Raw genomic sequence first — 15,802 nt, 5'->3', positions numbered from 1 at the left:
CGCTGCTACGCCTCCGCATGGCCTTCTGCGGGTGCGATGATCTGACTATTTTTGAACAACCTGAGTTTTTTCAACCGTCTGTTAAAAATCCTTCGCAGGCAATTAACAGAAGGTAACACAGATCGGCGGCAAAAGGGAAGCCTTGCACCCGCCATTCCAGTTTTCAATTTGGAAACGAGCAATTTTTTCGTCATGGCCAGAAAATTGAGGGATTGCGCGGGGGCGTACATCGGTACGCCGCACAAGCAAACCCCATGATTGACGCCGCAATGGCGGAAAAGGGTCGTTTCTGGATGAAAATCTATTCGACGTTCTGCACCTGCTCGCGCATCTTCTCCATCTCGGCCTTGACCCGAATGACCAGCGAGGTAATCTCGGCGTCGCTGGATTTGGAGCCGATGGTGTTGACCTCCCGGTTCATCTCCTGCATCAGAAAATCCAGTTTGCGCCCCACCGGTTCCGGCAGGCGCAGCGCCTCGTCGAACTGGGCAAAGTGGCTGGCGAGCCGCACCAACTCTTCGGTGACATCGCACCGGTCGGCCATCAGGGCCACCTCCTGGGCCAAGCGGGCCTCGTCCATCTCCGCCCCTTCCAGAAGCTGCTCCAGGCGGGTCTTCAGCTTCTGGCGGTACTCGACCACCACAACCGGGGTCCGTTCCCTGATCAGGGCGGTCCATTCCGCCACTTGGTCGCGCCGGGCCGACAGATCGACGGCCAACGCCTCCCCTTCCCTCGTGCGCATGGCGTCGAGTGCTGTCACGGCGGTCTGGACCGCCGACATGAGCTGATCGCGGTAATCTTCCTCTTCAAAGGTGACGCTGCTCTCCCGCAGGACCCCTTTCTGGGCGATCACCAAGGAGAGCGGCACCTGCCCCAGGAGTCCCAGTTCTCCAGCCAAGTGGTTAAACGTCGTGAAGTAGGCCCGCGCCAGGGTGGTGTCAACCTGAGGCAGCGATTGGCCGGCCATGGCCTCCTCCCACTGTATGAAGACATCGATCTTGCCCCGTTTGATCAGAAACAGGACTGCCCGCTTGACATCGCTTTCCAGGGCCATGAAGCCACGCGGCATGCGCACCGACACCTCACCATAGCGGTGATTGACCGAGCGGATCTCCACCGTGAAGGTTCCCCGGTCGGAAGCTGCTTCCCCCTTACCATATCCGGTCATACTCTTTATCATTGAAGCTCCTTTTCAACGGCATACATTACACGGCCAAACAATACATCATCGCGAGCGTTTCAGCAACGACAGGTTTGCCCGATGCAATAAGGAGGCACGGTATATTGTTTATCGATATTCTCTATTGACAAAGCGGAACCGGTGCTGTTCAATTATAATTTTACGGCTTCAGGTACGATTGTGTGTGAGACAATCTTTCAAATCAGCTCCGGAGGAAAGTAATGAACCCATTGGCACAAGAACTGAACGACCTGCTCGCCCAACACAACCCCCATGTTCTGGAAATGCTGTCCGATCTCGGGAAAAACCTCTTCTTCCCCAAGGGAATCCTGACCCAATCGGCCGAAGCCAAGGAAAAAGCACACAAATTCAACGCCACCATCGGCATTGCCACCGAGAACGGCGGGCCGATGTTCCTGTCGTGCATCCAGGACAAGCTGTCAGCCTTCGACCCCAAGGATATCTTTCCCTATGCCCCCCCTGCCGGCAAGCCGGAACTGCGTTCCCTGTGGCGGGAGAAACAATTGCGGGAAAACCCGAGCCTTCAGGGTAAACATTTCAGCAACCCCATCGTCACCAACGCACTGACCCATGGCCTCTCCATCGTCGCCGACATGTTCATCGACAAGGGGGATCACCTGATCCTTCCCGACATGCTCTGGGGTAACTACAACCTGACATTCGGCACCTGTAGCGGTGCCATCGTCAAGAAGCACCCGACCTTCACCGTAACCGGCGGCTACGACATCGACGCCTTCAAGGCGGTTCTGAAGGACAGCGCCGAGGAAAAAGGCAAAGCCGTCGTCCTGCTCAACTTCCCCAATAACCCCAGCGGCTACACCCCGACCGTTGCCGAAGGCGATGCCCTGGTGGCGGCTATCAAGGAAGTGGCCGAATCCGGCTGCAACATCGTCGCCGTGACCGACGACGCCTACTTTGGCCTCTTCTACGAGGACAGCCTCAAGGAGTCCCTGTTCGGCAAGCTCGCCAACCTCCATCCGCGCATCCTGGCGGTCAAGTTGGACGGCGCCACCAAGGAGGAGTTCGTCTGGGGCTTCCGTACCGGGTTCGTCACCTTTGCCGACGGCAATGAGTACGAAAACGCACCGGTCATGACCGCCCTGGAGAAGAAGACCATGGGGATCATCCGCGCTCGCATCTCCAACTGTCCGCACCCCTCCCAGACCTTCGTCATCGAGGCGCTGCGCTCGCCCCAGTTCCTGGCCCAGAAGGAAGAAAAATTCCAGATCATGAAAGGACGCGCCCTGAAAACCAAGGCAGTCCTCAACAGCGGGAAGTATGATTCTGTCTGGACATACTACCCGTTCAACTCAGGGTACTTCATGTGTCTGAAACTAAAAACGGTTGATGCCGAAAAGCTGCGCGTCCACCTGCTGGACAAGTATGGGGTTGGTGCCATCTCCACCAGCAAGACCGACCTACGCATAGCCTTCTCCTGCATCGCCGAGGAGCATATCCCCGAGCTGTTCGATATCATCTACCAAGGGGTACAGGATCTGGCCTGATTAAGATTTGATTTGATGATTCATCGAAACAAAAAAGAGCCCGCACAATGTGGGCTCTTTTTTGTTCTCTCGATTTTGCGATTGATCAAGTGGAGAGGCTAGCTCTACCGCACCGATCTACTTCCCCGACGACCAGTCTTGGGGACGGGCCGCTCTGCCACCGGTTTCCCCCTCCGGGGAGGTGTGCCTTTTTTTGCCGGCTCCTGCGCCTGCTTGTCCTTTTTCTTCCTTGCCCTAGACAACGTATCGACCTGCTTGATCTCTCTGACCCGAATACTTCGCTTGGCCGCCAAACGGGGAAATTCTGCAAGGGTCTGTCGCGGGATGGAATTCTTGAGCAGTTTCTCGATGGCAACCAACAGCGGCCGTTCTTCCGGACAGACCAGGGAGATAGCGACCCCCTCTTCTCCAGCCCGGCCGGTGCGACCGATCCGGTGCACATAATCCTCGGGAACCTGGGGCAGGTCGTAATTCACCACATGGGGCAAATGCACGATGTCGAGTCCGCGCGCTGCCACATCGGTCGCCACCAGCACGCGCACTTCACCACGCTTGAACTCCGCCAGGGTGCGCGTCCGGATGGATTGGCTCTTGTTGCTGTGGATGGCGGCCGCCTCAATCCCGTCCAAGCGCAATTCTTCAGTCAGTTTGTCCGCGCCGTAACGGGTGCGGGCAAAGACCAGCACCTGACTCCACCCCCCTTGGCGGATCAGGAACGAAATCATTTCCCGCTTGCGACTTCGTTCCACCTCGTAGACGGCCTGGGTCACCGCGTCGGCGGCGATATTCTTACGTATGACCTCGATCCGCCGGGGGTGATCGAGCAACTCGTCGGCAAGCTGCTTGATGCTCTTGGAATAGGTTGCCGAAAAAAGCAAGGTCTGACGTTTGGCAGGCAGGTATTCGGCAACAGCTTTGATTGCGTCGATAAACCCCAGGTCCAGCATGCGGTCGGCCTCATCAAGAACCAGGAACTCGATTTTTGAAAGGTTCACCGTGCCCCGTTCCGCATGATCGAGCAACCGCCCCGGCGTGGCGACCACAATATCGACACCGCGGTGCAACCGCTCGATCTGCGCCTGAATGGTCACCCCGCCGTAGATCATCGTGGAGCGCAGGGAAAGGCGCCGGGCGAAATTATTCATCTGTTCGCTGACCTGTGCCGCAAGCTCCCGGGTCGGCACCAGGACCAACGCCCGTGGAGCCCGCCGTTTTTGCCGAGGGGGATTTTCAGCCAGTCTCTGCACGATCGGCAGGGCAAACGCCGCCGTCTTGCCGGTGCCGGTCTGGGCGCCGGCAAGCAGGTCGCATCCCTCGAAAATCACTGGGATTGCCTCGGCCTGGATCGGAGTTGGAGCGGTATAGCCTTGGGAGGCAACGGCGTTCAACAGTTCGGCACGCAGGCCGAGGGCTTCAAAAGACATGGACAGTGCTCCTTAGGCAAGGCCTCCCGATACCGAGCCAACCGGAATGGAGGGCACATGCTCTCACTAACGCCCGCAATCTGTTGATCGGGGCGCGTAAAACAAAAACCACAGGAATGTCCCCTGTGGTTCAGGTGTTATCTACGTATAGCATGCCAGCCGTGACGGCGGCAATGCCTTTCTTGTGGAGGGTGGCCTGGCCTTGCCTCCACTTCCCCCTTGTTTGTCCTGCCATTTTCGGTATAGTTTGGCGTCATGGGCATCCTTAACGTCATCACAAGCAGTTCCCTGCAACGCCTCATTGGCCGCATGGCGGCTGATTTCGCCGTGCAGACCGGTTCTCCCCTGGCTCCTGAAACGGTGGTGGTGCAGAGTTCCGGCATGGCGCGCTGGATCGCCATGGAACTGGCGCGCCTGAACGGAATCTCCGCCAACCTGCGTTTCCCCTTCCCCAACGAGCAATTGGAGGAGATCTTCCGCGCCGTATTGCCCGACATCACCTCACCCTCCCCCTTTGCACCCGACGTCATGGCCTGGCGGATCATGGCGGCCTTGCCGGAGTTGCTGGATCGGCCGGGATTCGAGCCGCTACGCCGCTACTGCTCCGGACGCCGGGACAGCCGGGCTTTGTTGCAACTCTCCCGCACAATTGCCGATACCTTCGACCAGTACACCATCTTCCGCCCCGAAGCGCTTTTGGCCTGGGACCGAGGCGACGGTGACAACTGGCAGCCCCAGCTCTGGAGGGCTGTATCATTTGAGTTTCCCGGACAACACCGTGCAGCGCTCCTGCGCCGGTTCAGAGAGCGGTTAGCAGCCGGTCCCATCCCCGCGGGGCGTTTGCCGGGACGCTTCAACCTGTTCGGCATCTCCTACCTGCCCCCCTTCCACCTGGAAGCGATCTCGCTTCTGACCCGGATCGCCGATGTGCGGTTCTACCTGCTCAACCCCTGCGGCGAGTATTGGGGCGACATCATCTCGCGCAAACGGCAGGCTGACCTGCTGCTCCGCCCGGAGTTGCCGGTCGATGCCGATGAATATTTCGAGACCGGAAACCCGCTCCTTTCCTCCTTGGGCACCCTGGGGCAGGAGTTCTTCTCCATGCTTCTCGACAGCGGCGCCGACACGGAGAACATGGACGAAGGGGTTACCCTGCCGACGGGTGCCAGTCTCTTGTCCCTGATCCAGGCAGATATTCTGGAACTGCGCGACAGGAGTTCCGGAAACGCGGAAAAAGGTATCGTCGCGGCCAACGACAACTCCATCCGGGTCAATAGCTGCCACAACCCCATGCGCGAGATGGAAGTACTCTACGACAACCTGCTGGCCATGTTTCAGGAACTGCCCAGCCTGGAGCCGCGCCAGGTCGTGGTAATGACACCGGACATCGAAACCTATGCTCCTTACATCTCGGCCGTGTTCGGCGCAGGCAGCGGAGACAGGCCTGCGATCCCCTACACCATTGCCGATCAGAGCCAGCGACGGGACAACCCGGCCATCGAGACCTTCCTGCGCATCCTGGCCCTCCCCTCCAGCCGCTTCGGTATTAACCGGGTACTGGAATTGCTGGAATCGCCCCACGTAATGGCACGTTTTTCCCTGACTTCCGACGAGTTACAGGATATCCGTTCATGGCTGCGCGATAGCGGCGTCCGCTGGGGGCTGGACCGGGACCACCGCTCTTCCCTCGGTTTCCCCCCCTTTGCCGAGAACAGTTGGCAGACTGCGTTGGACCGAATGTTCTTGGGCTATGCCATGGTCCCCGACCATAACCGGCTCTTTGGGGAAATGCTCCCCTACCCCGGTATCGAGGGGACCCGTGCCACGGCCCTGGGCAAACTGGCCGGGTTCATGGGTTCAGTCCGCGAGGCCGCCGCCCTTCTGGGACGCCCGCACACTCTGGTGGAGTGGGCGGAGTGTCTCGCGTCGGTTGCCGACAGCCTGCTCAGTCCGGTCGAAGCAGCGGATACCGGCCTCAAACCGCTGCACGAGGCTTTTGGGCAGCTCAAGGACATGCAGGAAAAGAGCGGTTTTTCCACAACCCTCGACCCGGAGGCCCTGACCGACCACCTCACGACCCTACTCGACCGGCCGGGGGCCTCCTACGGTTTTCTGGGGGGCCGCGTCACCTTTTGCGCCATGCTCCCCATGCGCAGCATCCCGTTCCGGGTGGTGTGCCTGACCGGCATGAATGACGGTGTCTTTCCACGGGTCAAACGCTCGCCTGGCTTCAGCCTGCTGGCCGGCAAGCGCCGTCGCGGCGACCGGTCGCTCCGGGACGAAGACCGCTACCTATTTCTTGAGGCTCTCATGTCGGCCACGGAACGCCTCTACATCAGTTATACCGGCCAAAGCGAGCGGGACAACAGCGAACTTCCTCCCTCGGTAGCGGTCAGTGAACTGCTGGACTACGTCAAGATGGGGTTCGTGACCGATGGTTCAGGTGGCGAACAACGCCCTCCGGCTGTGGCGACACACCATCGCCTGCAAGGCTTCAACCCTGCCTATTTCAACTCCAAAGGGGATGGGGCACTGTTCAGCTATGCGCAGGGCACCTGCAAGGCACTGGAAACCAGGCGAACCGCCGGCCGCCGGTCTCTCCCCTTCATAGCAGGGGAATTGCCGGAACCGGACGGCACTTGGCGCGAAGTGGAGTTGGACGACCTGATCCGCTTCTTCACCAATCCGGCTGCCTATTTCCTGGCTCTACGCCTGGGAATACGCCCCGTCAGGCCCGGCAGCGAGGCCGAAGAGCGGGAAGCCTTCAGTCTGGACGGACTGACGGGATTCAACCTGAAACAGGAGATGGTAGCGCTTTTGCTCGAAGGAAATGATTGCCGGGGACTCTATACCGCAGCCCGTGCCGCTTCCCGGCTACCGCCGCTGGCTGCCGGGCAGGTTGCATTCGACAGGGCACTGGACGAGGCGCGGGGCTTTCGTGACCGGCTTGCCCCTCATCTCGCCGACCACCTGGCCCCCCTGCCGTTCTCCCTGGAGTTGGGCGCATTCAAACTTTCCGGGACCATGAATGGCATCCGTCGTGAACGCCTGCTTCGCTACCGTTGCGCTCGCCTCAGATCCAGGGACCGGCTTGCCCTCTGGATCGAGCACTTGGCGCTCTGCTGCGCTCCGGCCCACGGTTACCCGCGGGAAAGTCTCCTGGTATGCCGCGACAGCATGCTCTCCCTACCACCTCTGGAGGATGCGGCCCGCTTGCTGGAAGACTTGCTCGATATCTACGGCAGTGGGTTGCGCTGCCCCCTTCCCTTCTTCCCCGAAACCTCCTACAGTTTTCTGAAAAAGGGACAGCAGGAGGCGCAACGAAGCTGGTTCGGTGCCCCCTTCAGCCGACTGAAGCCGGAGTCGGCCGACCCGGCCTTCACGTTCTGTTTCGGGCGTAACAACCCGCTTGAGGACACCTTTGAACAGCTTGCCGAAAGGGTTTTCGGGCCGTTCCTGACGGTGGCTCGGGAGGGTGCACCATGAAGCCGCTCACCCCCGGAGACATCGGCCTGTCCGGCCTCAATCTGATCGAAGCCAGTGCCGGCACCGGCAAGACCTGGACTATTGCGGCACTCTACATCCGGTTGCTGCTGGAGGGCGAACTACGCCCCGAAAACATCCTCGTGGTAACCTATACCAAGGCCGCCACGGCCGAACTGCGCGACCGTATCCGCCAACGTATCGCAACAACGCTGGAGTTGTTCACCGCAGGCATCAAGGCGCGGGACGAACTGGAAGCGTTACTGCTGAAACGCTGCCGCAAACGGGACCGGGCGGTCCGCTTGCTTACCAGGGCACTCTACTCTTTCGACGATGCGGCCATCTTCACCATCCACGGCTTCTGCCAACGCGCGCTGGCGGAGAACGCCTTTGAAAGCGGCTCCCTGTTCGACACCGACATGACGGCCGACCAATCGGCGTTGGTGCAGGAGGCGGCCGACGATTTCTGGCGTACCGCCCTCCTGGGCCGCAAGGACGCCTTTCTGGAACGACTGGTGGCGGAGGGGCTCACCCCGGAATCGCTCCTGACGCCCTTCAGAGGGCATGTGCAGACGCCGGGCCTGCATATCGTGCCCGAGACAAAAGGCACGGTTTTCAACACTGTCGCCGCACGGCGCGACGAATTGTTTCGCCAAGCGCTCCCCATCTGGAAGGAGGAGCGGGATGGCATCCTCACCATGCTGAAACGTCCCGGCCTCCATCAGGCCAGTTACAAACCGGCCCAAATCGAGGCCGCGGCTGCCCTGCTGGATGCCTGGTTTGACGGTTTGCCTTCCCTAAGCTGCGACAGGTTGTTGCTCTTCACCAGTGAGCACCTTGAGAAAAAAACCACCAAAGGGAACGAAGTTCCTTGTCATCCGTTCTTCGTGCTCTGCCAGCGTCTGTACGAGGCTTGCCATGAGGCCGATCATGCCTTTGGCGAGGAATGGGCTCACCTGCTGTCCCGGTTTCACGCCTGGCTGCTGGAAGAACTGCCCCGCCGGAAGAGGTTGCGCAACGTGCGCAGTTACGACGACCTGCTGCTGGACCTGCACCGGGCGCTGGAAGGGGACGGCGGCGACCAACTGGCCTCCAAGCTGCGGGAACGCTACCATGCGGCCCTGATCGACGAGTTCCAGGATACGGACCCTTTGCAGTGGCGCATCTTCGGACGCTTGGCGGGGCTGAATGGGAAGCAGGTGTCAAGCGGCTCGACAAAGATTGCGCCATACCCCCTCTACCTGATCGGTGACCCTAAACAAGCTATCTACAGTTTTCGCGGGGCCGACCTCTTCGCGTACCTGGAGGCGGCCCGTTCCGTGGACGATGCCATGCGCTGGGGACTGGACACCAACCGCCGCTCGACGGCGGCCCTGGTCCAGGCGGTCAACACCGTTTTCAGGGCGGACGATCCCTTCCTCTGCGGTGCCATTGGTCATGGACCGGTCAAATCGGGCCGCGATCCCCATGACGGGTTGCTGGTCGACGGGCGGCCCGACACCGCGCCACTGCGCTTCTGGATCTACCCACGCTTGGCGGAAAAAGTTCCCGCCAAGGGGGAAGCCCGTGGGCCGATTGCAGCCGCTGTAGCCGCAGAGATTGCCCGTTTGCTGGCGGGACCGTACCTGCTGCGCAACGCCGGAGAGGAGCGGAACCTCCTCCCCGGCGATATCGCCGTACTGGTGCGCACCCACACCCAAGCCAACTTGATCCAGGAAGCACTGACAACTCGAGGCATCCCATCGGTACAGCAGGGCAACATGACCATCTTCGAGACCCCTGAAGCCCTCGACCTGCTGCGCATACTAAGGGCAGCCGCCGAGCCATACCGGGAACCCCTGGTAACAGAGGCGCTTCTGGGGGGATTGGGGGGACTCAACGTAGACATGGTGGTCGCGGCGCAGGAGGATGGTTGGAAATGGGAACGGTGGCTGGAGTCTTTCCACGGCCTGCGGGAGGCGTACCATTCCGGCGGCATCATGTCCCTGGCCTCGTTCCTCCTGGATGGCTGCGGGGTACGGGAACGGCTGCTCTGCCTGCCCGACGGCGAGCGGCGTCTGACCAACCTGCTCCACTGCGTGGAACTGCTTCACGGGTTCGCTCAAGAGGGTGACGACGCCATCGAATCCCTGATAGCCTGGCTGGAACAACGCATAACCGGCATAACCTCTGACGAGACCGCCCTGCTGCGCCTGGAAACGGACGACAATGCCGTCAGGATCGCAACCATTCATGCCAGTAAAGGGCTCCAGTATCCTCTCGTCTTTCTCCCCTTTGTCTGGGACGTTCCGGCAAACGGCCCCGAACAGGTGATCTTTCATGACGCGGCTGGCCACCTGACTCTCGACCTCGGCTCCAGCCAGCAACAGGAGCACAGACAGGCGGCCTGCCGCGAGCGGGATGGGGAGGCTGCACGCCTGCTTTACGTCGCCCTTACCCGTGCCGAATTCCGCTGCTACGTCGTCTGGGGCGCCATCAGCCAGGCCGACGCCTCACCCCTGTTCCGCCTGATCCACGGTCTCGGCTCGCCACCGTTGAAGGAGTTGGACGATGCCGCTGTCCTGGCGGCGCTACGGGAGCTTGAAGAGGCGGCGTCCGGCATTAACTCCGAGATCATGCCGCCACCCGAACCAACGCCCGCGTACCGTCCACCAACAGAGGACGACCGGCCTCTGGTCTGCCCCCCGTTCACCACCAGTATCCTTACCGATTGGCGGGTCTCCAGCTTCAGTTCTCTGGCAGGTGGGTTGGAGCGCCATCTACAACCCCAGGATTACGACACCCTGGTTGTCGGCGCCGCTACGGAAACGGGAAATGATGAGCTCCTCGAGCGCGAACGTGGCGGCATCTTCGATTTTCCCCGTGGTGCCGCCTCAGGGACCTGTCTGCACGAGATCTTCGAGCGGTTGGACTATGCCCGGATGGAGCAAGCGGACATCACCCGGGCTGCGGCCGAACGACTGCGAGCCAACGGTTACAGCCAGGATTGGCTTCCGGCGGTCAGCGCCATGGTTACGGATGTGACCCGGACAGCTCTCCTTCCTGACGACCCGGACTTTTGCCTCTCCCGCCTGCAGCCCGGATCGTGGCGAGCGGAAATGGAATTTTTCCTGCCAATCAGGCAACTCTCACCCGACGCGCTCAGGGCGCTCTTCGACGGTCAACTCGACCAACAAGTGCACGGCGATTTCAGCCGGACCCTGAACGAACTCAGCTTCAAACAGGTGCGCGGCATGCTGCAAGGGTTTATGGACATGGTCTTCGAGCATAACGGTCGCTACTACATCATCGATTGGAAATCCAACCACCTGGGCTATCGGCGGGAGGAATACGGCCCTGCCGGTCTCAGGGAGTCGATGGCACGACACTCCTACGTCCTCCAATACCACCTCTACACGTTGGCCCTGGACCGGATACTGCGCCTGCACTTACCGGAATACGACTACGACACCCATTGCGGCGGTGCCATCTACGTCTTTCTGCGAGGGGTTTCGCCAGTATCGGCCCAATACGGCATTTACCGTGATAAACCCTCGTCCGCATTCATCCGCCGGGCAGGCGAACTGCTGTTAGCGAGCGGTGAGACAGCCATGAAACATAATGTTTAGGTGATCAGCCCGCTTGTCGCAAAACGAACGAGCCCGGACGTTATCCGCCCGGGCTCGTTCACCTTCGATACAGGGTCAAAAAACTTATTTGAATTTCTCCAGATACTTCTTGATCCCCCCCTCGAATATCTCCTCAATCTCATTTTTGGGATGATCCTTGGCATAGTGTCTGAAATAATTAAAGATGAACAGCGTGATCATCAGGAAAACAAGGGTATAGCCAAGCCGCCTTCCGATGGTGGCCCAGTTAAGCAGGGGCGCCGCCTTCTGTTCTTCGTTCCCGGCAGAGGGGCCGTCCCGAAAGATGAATTGTTCGCGCAACTGGCGTATCCGTTTGAGCTGGACATTGGAGATGTGATTGATGATGGCGTCCCGGTCCCGTTCGTCGATAAAAACGAACTGCAGGCCGGTATTGAAGTATTCCCGATCCTTGCCGGCAGCATAGTTGCGGTTGGCAGTGATGACTCGCGCCACAATATCTACGATACGGCGCGGCATGGGAACCAGTATTTCCAGCAGCACATAGACGCCGCTTTCAAACTCCTGGTGGGTTATGATGCGCACGCCACCACCGCTGATATTGGCAGCCAGCGGAATAATAGTGTCCCAAGGGTCGCTCTGTTCCTCAACCAACTCCTCGTCCAACTCTTTGTCCTCGTCTACGTCCTCCCCATCGTCTTCCTCTGTTTGTTCAAGCCGCCGTTCCGGCGGAAGCTCCGCACTGCCCAGGACTAGACTGCTGTCCCAGCGTTTTTGCCTGCGTTCGGCATCTGCGGCTTGCCGCTGCTCGCGGCGCTCCATCCACTCCCGCTTGAGCGTATCCACGTTCTGCTCAAAGGAGATATAATACTTGAGCGGCAAAAAGGCATCGATGCGGTAAAATTCGCGTAATTCGTCGGAGACTATTTCGCCGATCAGGCGGAGGAGTATTTCACGGGCAGGGCCTTCGGCAACGATGATGGCCCGGCAACTGTAGCCGCTGTCATCCTTGCCGCCTCGCAGGTCGAGGATCTGGCCCACATGGAGCGAAACGTTGAGGGGTAATTGGTCGCGGGAAAGCTGGAGGGAGACGAAATCCTCGTCGATCTCGTGGATTATGGCCCCGTCGCGGAACACCCCGGCATTCGCCAGGGGGATGCCGACGACGACCTTCATGCCGACGGAAAAATAATTGGCGTAAATGTCGAAATCATTCATGGAGCAAAATCACCAAGGGGAACAACCTGCCGGCGCTCTTCAGCTGGGATGTCATTCCAGAGAGTTGTTCAACGCTTCGAGCAGTTCGACGATACCGACCTTGTGAACGCCGGCGCCGTGTTCGATGGTTTCGAGGTCGGCGATCTGGCATTCGTAGCAGTCAAGATGGTAGCGCTGGAATACCGGAAGTGTTTCAGGGTGTTGCCTGATAATGTCGGCGATAATCATGTCTCGTGTGATCATGGTATGCACCTCGCTTGCCGGCAAAAAAAGATGGGCTCTTGAGCGCCGGGAGAGTTCTGCTTCGTTGCACGTTTTGGTTCCGTTCGGCACCGCCCCGTTGGCGGCCGTTCACTCGAGTCCGAATTTCGTCTTCAGGGCGGACTTTACCTCTGGAGGAACAAACCGGTCAATATTTCCATTCAGCAGGCAGACCTCCTTGACGATGGAGGAAGAAAGATACCCATATTGGAGGGAAGTCATCATGAACAGCGTCTCCACGCCCTGACCGATCGTGCTGTTCATCTGGGCGATCTGGAATTCGTACTCAAAGTCCGATATGGCGCGAAGCCCCCTGATGATCACATGTGCTTGTCGCGAGGATACATAATCTATCAGAAGGCCGCTGAAGGTGTCAACCACCACCCGCCGTTCATCCTTGAACACGGCGCGGATCAGACTGACTCGCTCGTCGATTGAAAACAGGGGATTTTTCTGGGAATTGGCAGCCACCGCCACCACCACCTCATCAAAAATCTTCAATCCGCGGTTTATGATATCCAGATGACCATAGGTAATGGGATCAAAGGAACCAGGATAGACTGCGATCTTCTTCATGCACCCTCCAGTGTCAAAAACTCCAGCGCCGTGTCACCGTAGACCCGGCGGTCAACCCTGATAAGTGTTCCCACCCGCTCCGGCAAAGGGTTACGTGCTGCGCACTCTACGATCAGGAGCCCATCATCCGCCAGCAGGGACAGGCCGCCCACGGCCTCCGGCACGGTGGTGTAAAGAGCCGAGGCATAGGGAGGGTCAAAGAACACCACGTCAAAGCGGCGTCCCTGGGCTGCAAGAAGCCGCAAGGCCTTGAGACAATCAACGGCAAGAATCTGCGACTTGGCGGTGAATCCGGTGGCCTCCAGATTCTTCTCCAGAACAACCAGTACGCGCCGCTCCTGTTCCACAAAACACCCAAAACCGGCTCCCCGGCTCAGGGCTTCGATCCCAAGACTCCCGGTCCCCGCGCAGATATCAAGAACCTGCGCTTGACCCAGTTCGCGGCGGCTCGTAATGATGCTGAAAAGTGCTTCCCGGACCCGGTCGGCTGTTGGACGCGTCTGCATCCCCCGGGGCGCCGCAAGCCTCATCCCCCGCACACTTCCCGCAATTACACGCATCTCCGGCGTCGCCTTTCCCGTATACTCTATCTGCCGGAAACTACCTTAAAACAGTATAGGCGTCAAGCCGGAAGCACTCCAGGCAAAAATGAGTTGCCGAAGAAAAAACAGTTGAAAACAAACCATGCTCCAGTACAATAGCGCAGTCGGCCTTATCCTTGAAAATGTTGGGAAATTCACGTGAAAACAGGACGAACAACAACATGCCGTTTCGTGGGTCTCATGATGCTGGCAGCCTTCATGGGAGTTGTTGTGCCGGGAAGTGCCCCGGCCGTCCAATGGCGCCCGCTGACCCGTACCACGCACCATGATGTCGCTCTCGACATGGATTCGTTGAAGCTGACCCCGCTGGGCAGGGTTACCGTGTGGCTGCGGTTTACCCCCCTGGGCGAACCGCAACGCAAACTCGCCGCCACCGAATATGGTGAAAAGCTGTATCGGCTCCACCTGGAATACTATGAAATCGACTGTAGCGAACAGTCCGACGTTCTGCAACTTATCGACATCATCGGACCGGACGGGAAAAGATTGGCCAGAATGAAAGGCGGCGGCCCGCTGGCTGCCATTTTCCCCGGCTCTACCCTGGATCTGGCGGCCCAAAAGGTGTGTCCCTCATTTGAAAACGAGGCGGTCCCGGACGAGGAGGTGGAAGCGCCGGACAGCAGCGACGCAACGAAGACGGACACGCGCCAAATATCCGAAGACATCCGAGCCCGTATCTCCGGAGCGCTCCAAAAGACGCAAACGGAACCGGATAGTCAGGCTGCCTGGCGTGACTTGGGAAATGCCTATTACGACGGCGACCAGCCGCAACAGGCCATCGAGGCCTATGACCGGGCACTGGCACTCTCACCCGAAGATGCCGATGTGCTCAACGACCAGGGGGCCATGTATCGCCAGTTGGGCGATTTTACACGAGCCCTGGCGAATTTCGAGAAGGCGCTCAAAATAGCGCCCAACAACCTTGAAAGCCTTTATAATGTCGGCTACGTCAATGCCTTCGATCTGAACCGTATGGGAAGAGCGCTGGAGGCGTGGCGCCGCTACCTCGAGTTGGACCGGACCAGCGAGACAGCCCGCCAGGTGCAGGGCTTCATCGAGCGTTACGGGAAATAACACGCCATTCCCACGGGCGGTAAAACGGGCAATCCTCCTTGTGCTGTTGCTACTATTGCGAAATATGATACCTTATAGTCATGGAGGATACGACTATGACACTTCGCTATTTTATACGCTCGCTTCTCGCTCTTCTGGTTGCGACAATCTTCGGTTGCGGCGGAGGTGGTGGAGGCGGGGGAACAACGGCAGATACTACGCCGCCAAGTGTATCCATCAGCGCTCCGGCCAGTAACTCGTCGGTAAGCGGAACCGTTGCGATTACGGCCAGTGCGAGCGACAACGTCGGCGTAAGCAAGGTCGAGTTCTATGTTGGCGGGATATTGCAGACCACAGCGACGACCTCTCCCTACACGTTTAGCTGGGACACCTCGTCTCTGTCGGCTGGGACCTATAGCCTCACGGCCAAAGCATACGACGCCGCAAACAACTCCACAACTTCCAGTGCAGTTTCCGTGGCGGTGAATGGTTCCATAACAGGCCCGGCCAATGCCACCCTCACCCTGAGCATACCGAGCCTGCCCGCAAACACCCTTGCGGGGGGGGCGATACTCACCATCAATCTGCCGTCGGGGGTTGTGCCGGCTGTTCTCTCCGGCACCGACGCGTCGGGTTCGGTGACCTCTATTGGAGGGGCCATAGGCAGTCTTTTGATCGCCGATTTCAGCTCTTCCCAAATAACATTCGCCAACGTAACCCTGAACAGCTTCGGCACCGGCAACTTCATGATCGTGAACTGTGTTGTCCCCTCAGGAGTGACCGTCTCCCCAAGCGGCTTTTCGGTGCTGAATCCCCAGGTTTTTGACTCTGTCGGAACCCCGATACCTTCGGCAACCATCGCCATGTCGGTATTGTTGCGATAACCGCAGTA

General features: G+C 59.2%; 11 protein-coding genes. 5 read left to right on the top strand and 6 right to left on the bottom strand.

All coding sequences use genetic code 11. The features are described from left to right. Positions 1–301: 301 nt before the first annotated feature. Positions 302–1,180: a YicC/YloC family endoribonuclease gene (locus tag LDN12_RS06075; RefSeq protein ID WP_223921784.1), complete on the bottom strand. Its 879-nt coding sequence runs from the start codon at positions 1,178–1,180 to the stop codon at positions 302–304. Between the two features lie 221 nt (positions 1,181–1,401). On the opposite strand from LDN12_RS06075, the gene LDN12_RS06070 reads away from it, so the two are divergent. Then, positions 1,402–2,706, top strand: a complete 1,305-nt coding sequence (locus tag LDN12_RS06070) for an aminotransferase class I/II-fold pyridoxal phosphate-dependent enzyme (RefSeq protein WP_223921783.1) — start codon at positions 1,402–1,404, stop codon at positions 2,704–2,706. Positions 2,707–2,810: 104 nt separating this feature from the next. Here LDN12_RS06070 and LDN12_RS06065 read toward each other — a convergent pair whose 3' ends face one another. Beyond that, the gene (locus tag LDN12_RS06065) at positions 2,811–4,130 is read right to left on the bottom strand and encodes a DEAD/DEAH box helicase (RefSeq protein ID WP_223921782.1); all 1,320 of its coding nucleotides are present in this window, start codon (positions 4,128–4,130) and stop codon (positions 2,811–2,813) included. Positions 4,131–4,385: 255 nt separating this feature from the next. On the opposite strand from LDN12_RS06065, the gene recC reads away from it, so the two are divergent. After that, complete coding sequence (gene recC, locus LDN12_RS06060) at positions 4,386–7,616, top strand: exodeoxyribonuclease V subunit gamma (protein ID WP_223921781.1); 3,231 nt, start codon at positions 4,386–4,388, stop codon at positions 7,614–7,616. Further along, positions 7,613–11,221 carry an exodeoxyribonuclease V subunit beta gene (gene recB / locus LDN12_RS06055; RefSeq protein WP_223921780.1) on the top strand — a complete coding sequence of 1,203 codons (3,609 nt, stop codon included), beginning with the start codon at positions 7,613–7,615 and terminating at the stop codon, positions 11,219–11,221. The genes recC and recB overlap by 4 nt, the downstream gene beginning before the upstream one ends. A gap of 84 nt (positions 11,222–11,305) precedes the next feature. Here recB and LDN12_RS06050 read toward each other — a convergent pair whose 3' ends face one another. From LDN12_RS06050 to rsmD, 4 genes are all read right to left on the bottom strand, one after another. Then, the gene (locus tag LDN12_RS06050) at positions 11,306–12,418 is read right to left on the bottom strand and encodes a PilZ-like domain-containing protein (RefSeq protein WP_223921779.1); all 1,113 of its coding nucleotides are present in this window, start codon (positions 12,416–12,418) and stop codon (positions 11,306–11,308) included. A 51-nt stretch (positions 12,419–12,469) separates the two neighbouring features. Further along, positions 12,470–12,661 (bottom strand): DUF1858 domain-containing protein, encoded by a 192-nt coding sequence (locus tag LDN12_RS06045; RefSeq protein ID WP_223921778.1) that lies wholly within the window; start codon positions 12,659–12,661, stop codon positions 12,470–12,472. A gap of 108 nt (positions 12,662–12,769) precedes the next feature. Further along, positions 12,770–13,255: a pantetheine-phosphate adenylyltransferase gene (gene coaD / locus LDN12_RS06040; protein WP_223921777.1), complete on the bottom strand. Its 486-nt coding sequence runs from the start codon at positions 13,253–13,255 to the stop codon at positions 12,770–12,772. Beyond that, positions 13,252–13,815: a 16S rRNA (guanine(966)-N(2))-methyltransferase RsmD gene (gene rsmD, locus LDN12_RS06035; protein WP_223921776.1), complete on the bottom strand. Its 564-nt coding sequence runs from the start codon at positions 13,813–13,815 to the stop codon at positions 13,252–13,254. The genes coaD and rsmD overlap by 4 nt, the downstream gene beginning before the upstream one ends. Positions 13,816–13,995: 180 nt before the next feature. On the opposite strand from rsmD, the gene LDN12_RS06030 reads away from it, so the two are divergent. Then, complete coding sequence (locus LDN12_RS06030) at positions 13,996–14,931, top strand: tetratricopeptide repeat protein (protein WP_223921775.1); 936 nt, start codon at positions 13,996–13,998, stop codon at positions 14,929–14,931. Positions 14,932–15,026: 95 nt separating this feature from the next. After that, entirely contained in the window at positions 15,027–15,794 is a 768-nt protein-coding gene (locus LDN12_RS06025; protein ID WP_223921774.1) for an Ig-like domain-containing protein, read from the top strand. Positions 15,795–15,802 lie beyond the last annotated feature (8 nt).

The organism is Geobacter sp. AOG2 (genome assembly GCF_019972295.1).
Taxonomy (GTDB): Bacteria; Desulfobacterota; Desulfuromonadia; order Geobacterales; family Pseudopelobacteraceae; genus Oryzomonas.
This window is presented reverse-complemented; position numbering and strand designations above follow the sequence as displayed.

What these genes read in the sequence shown, in the direction of transcription:
- recC (WP_223921781.1), top strand. Translation starts at nt 4,386, where the DNA reads ATGGGCATCCTTAACGTCATCACAAGCAGTTCCCTGCAACGCCTCATT.
- recB (WP_223921780.1), top strand. Translation starts at nt 7,613, where the DNA reads ATGAAGCCGCTCACCCCCGGAGACATCGGCCTGTCCGGCCTCAATCTG.
- rsmD (WP_223921776.1), bottom strand. Translation starts at nt 13,815, where the DNA reads ATGCGTGTAATTGCGGGAAGTGTGCGGGGGATGAGGCTTGCGGCGCCC.
- LDN12_RS06045 (WP_223921778.1), bottom strand. Translation starts at nt 12,661, where the DNA reads ATGATCACACGAGACATGATTATCGCCGACATTATCAGGCAACACCCT.
- coaD (WP_223921777.1), bottom strand. Translation starts at nt 13,255, where the DNA reads ATGAAGAAGATCGCAGTCTATCCTGGTTCCTTTGATCCCATTACCTAT.
- LDN12_RS06070 (WP_223921783.1), top strand. Translation starts at nt 1,402, where the DNA reads ATGAACCCATTGGCACAAGAACTGAACGACCTGCTCGCCCAACACAAC.
- LDN12_RS06025 (WP_223921774.1), top strand. Translation starts at nt 15,027, where the DNA reads ATGACACTTCGCTATTTTATACGCTCGCTTCTCGCTCTTCTGGTTGCG.
- LDN12_RS06065 (WP_223921782.1), bottom strand. Translation starts at nt 4,130, where the DNA reads ATGTCTTTTGAAGCCCTCGGCCTGCGTGCCGAACTGTTGAACGCCGTT.
- LDN12_RS06075 (WP_223921784.1), bottom strand. Translation starts at nt 1,180, where the DNA reads ATGATAAAGAGTATGACCGGATATGGTAAGGGGGAAGCAGCTTCCGAC.
- LDN12_RS06050 (WP_223921779.1), bottom strand. Translation starts at nt 12,418, where the DNA reads ATGAATGATTTCGACATTTACGCCAATTATTTTTCCGTCGGCATGAAG.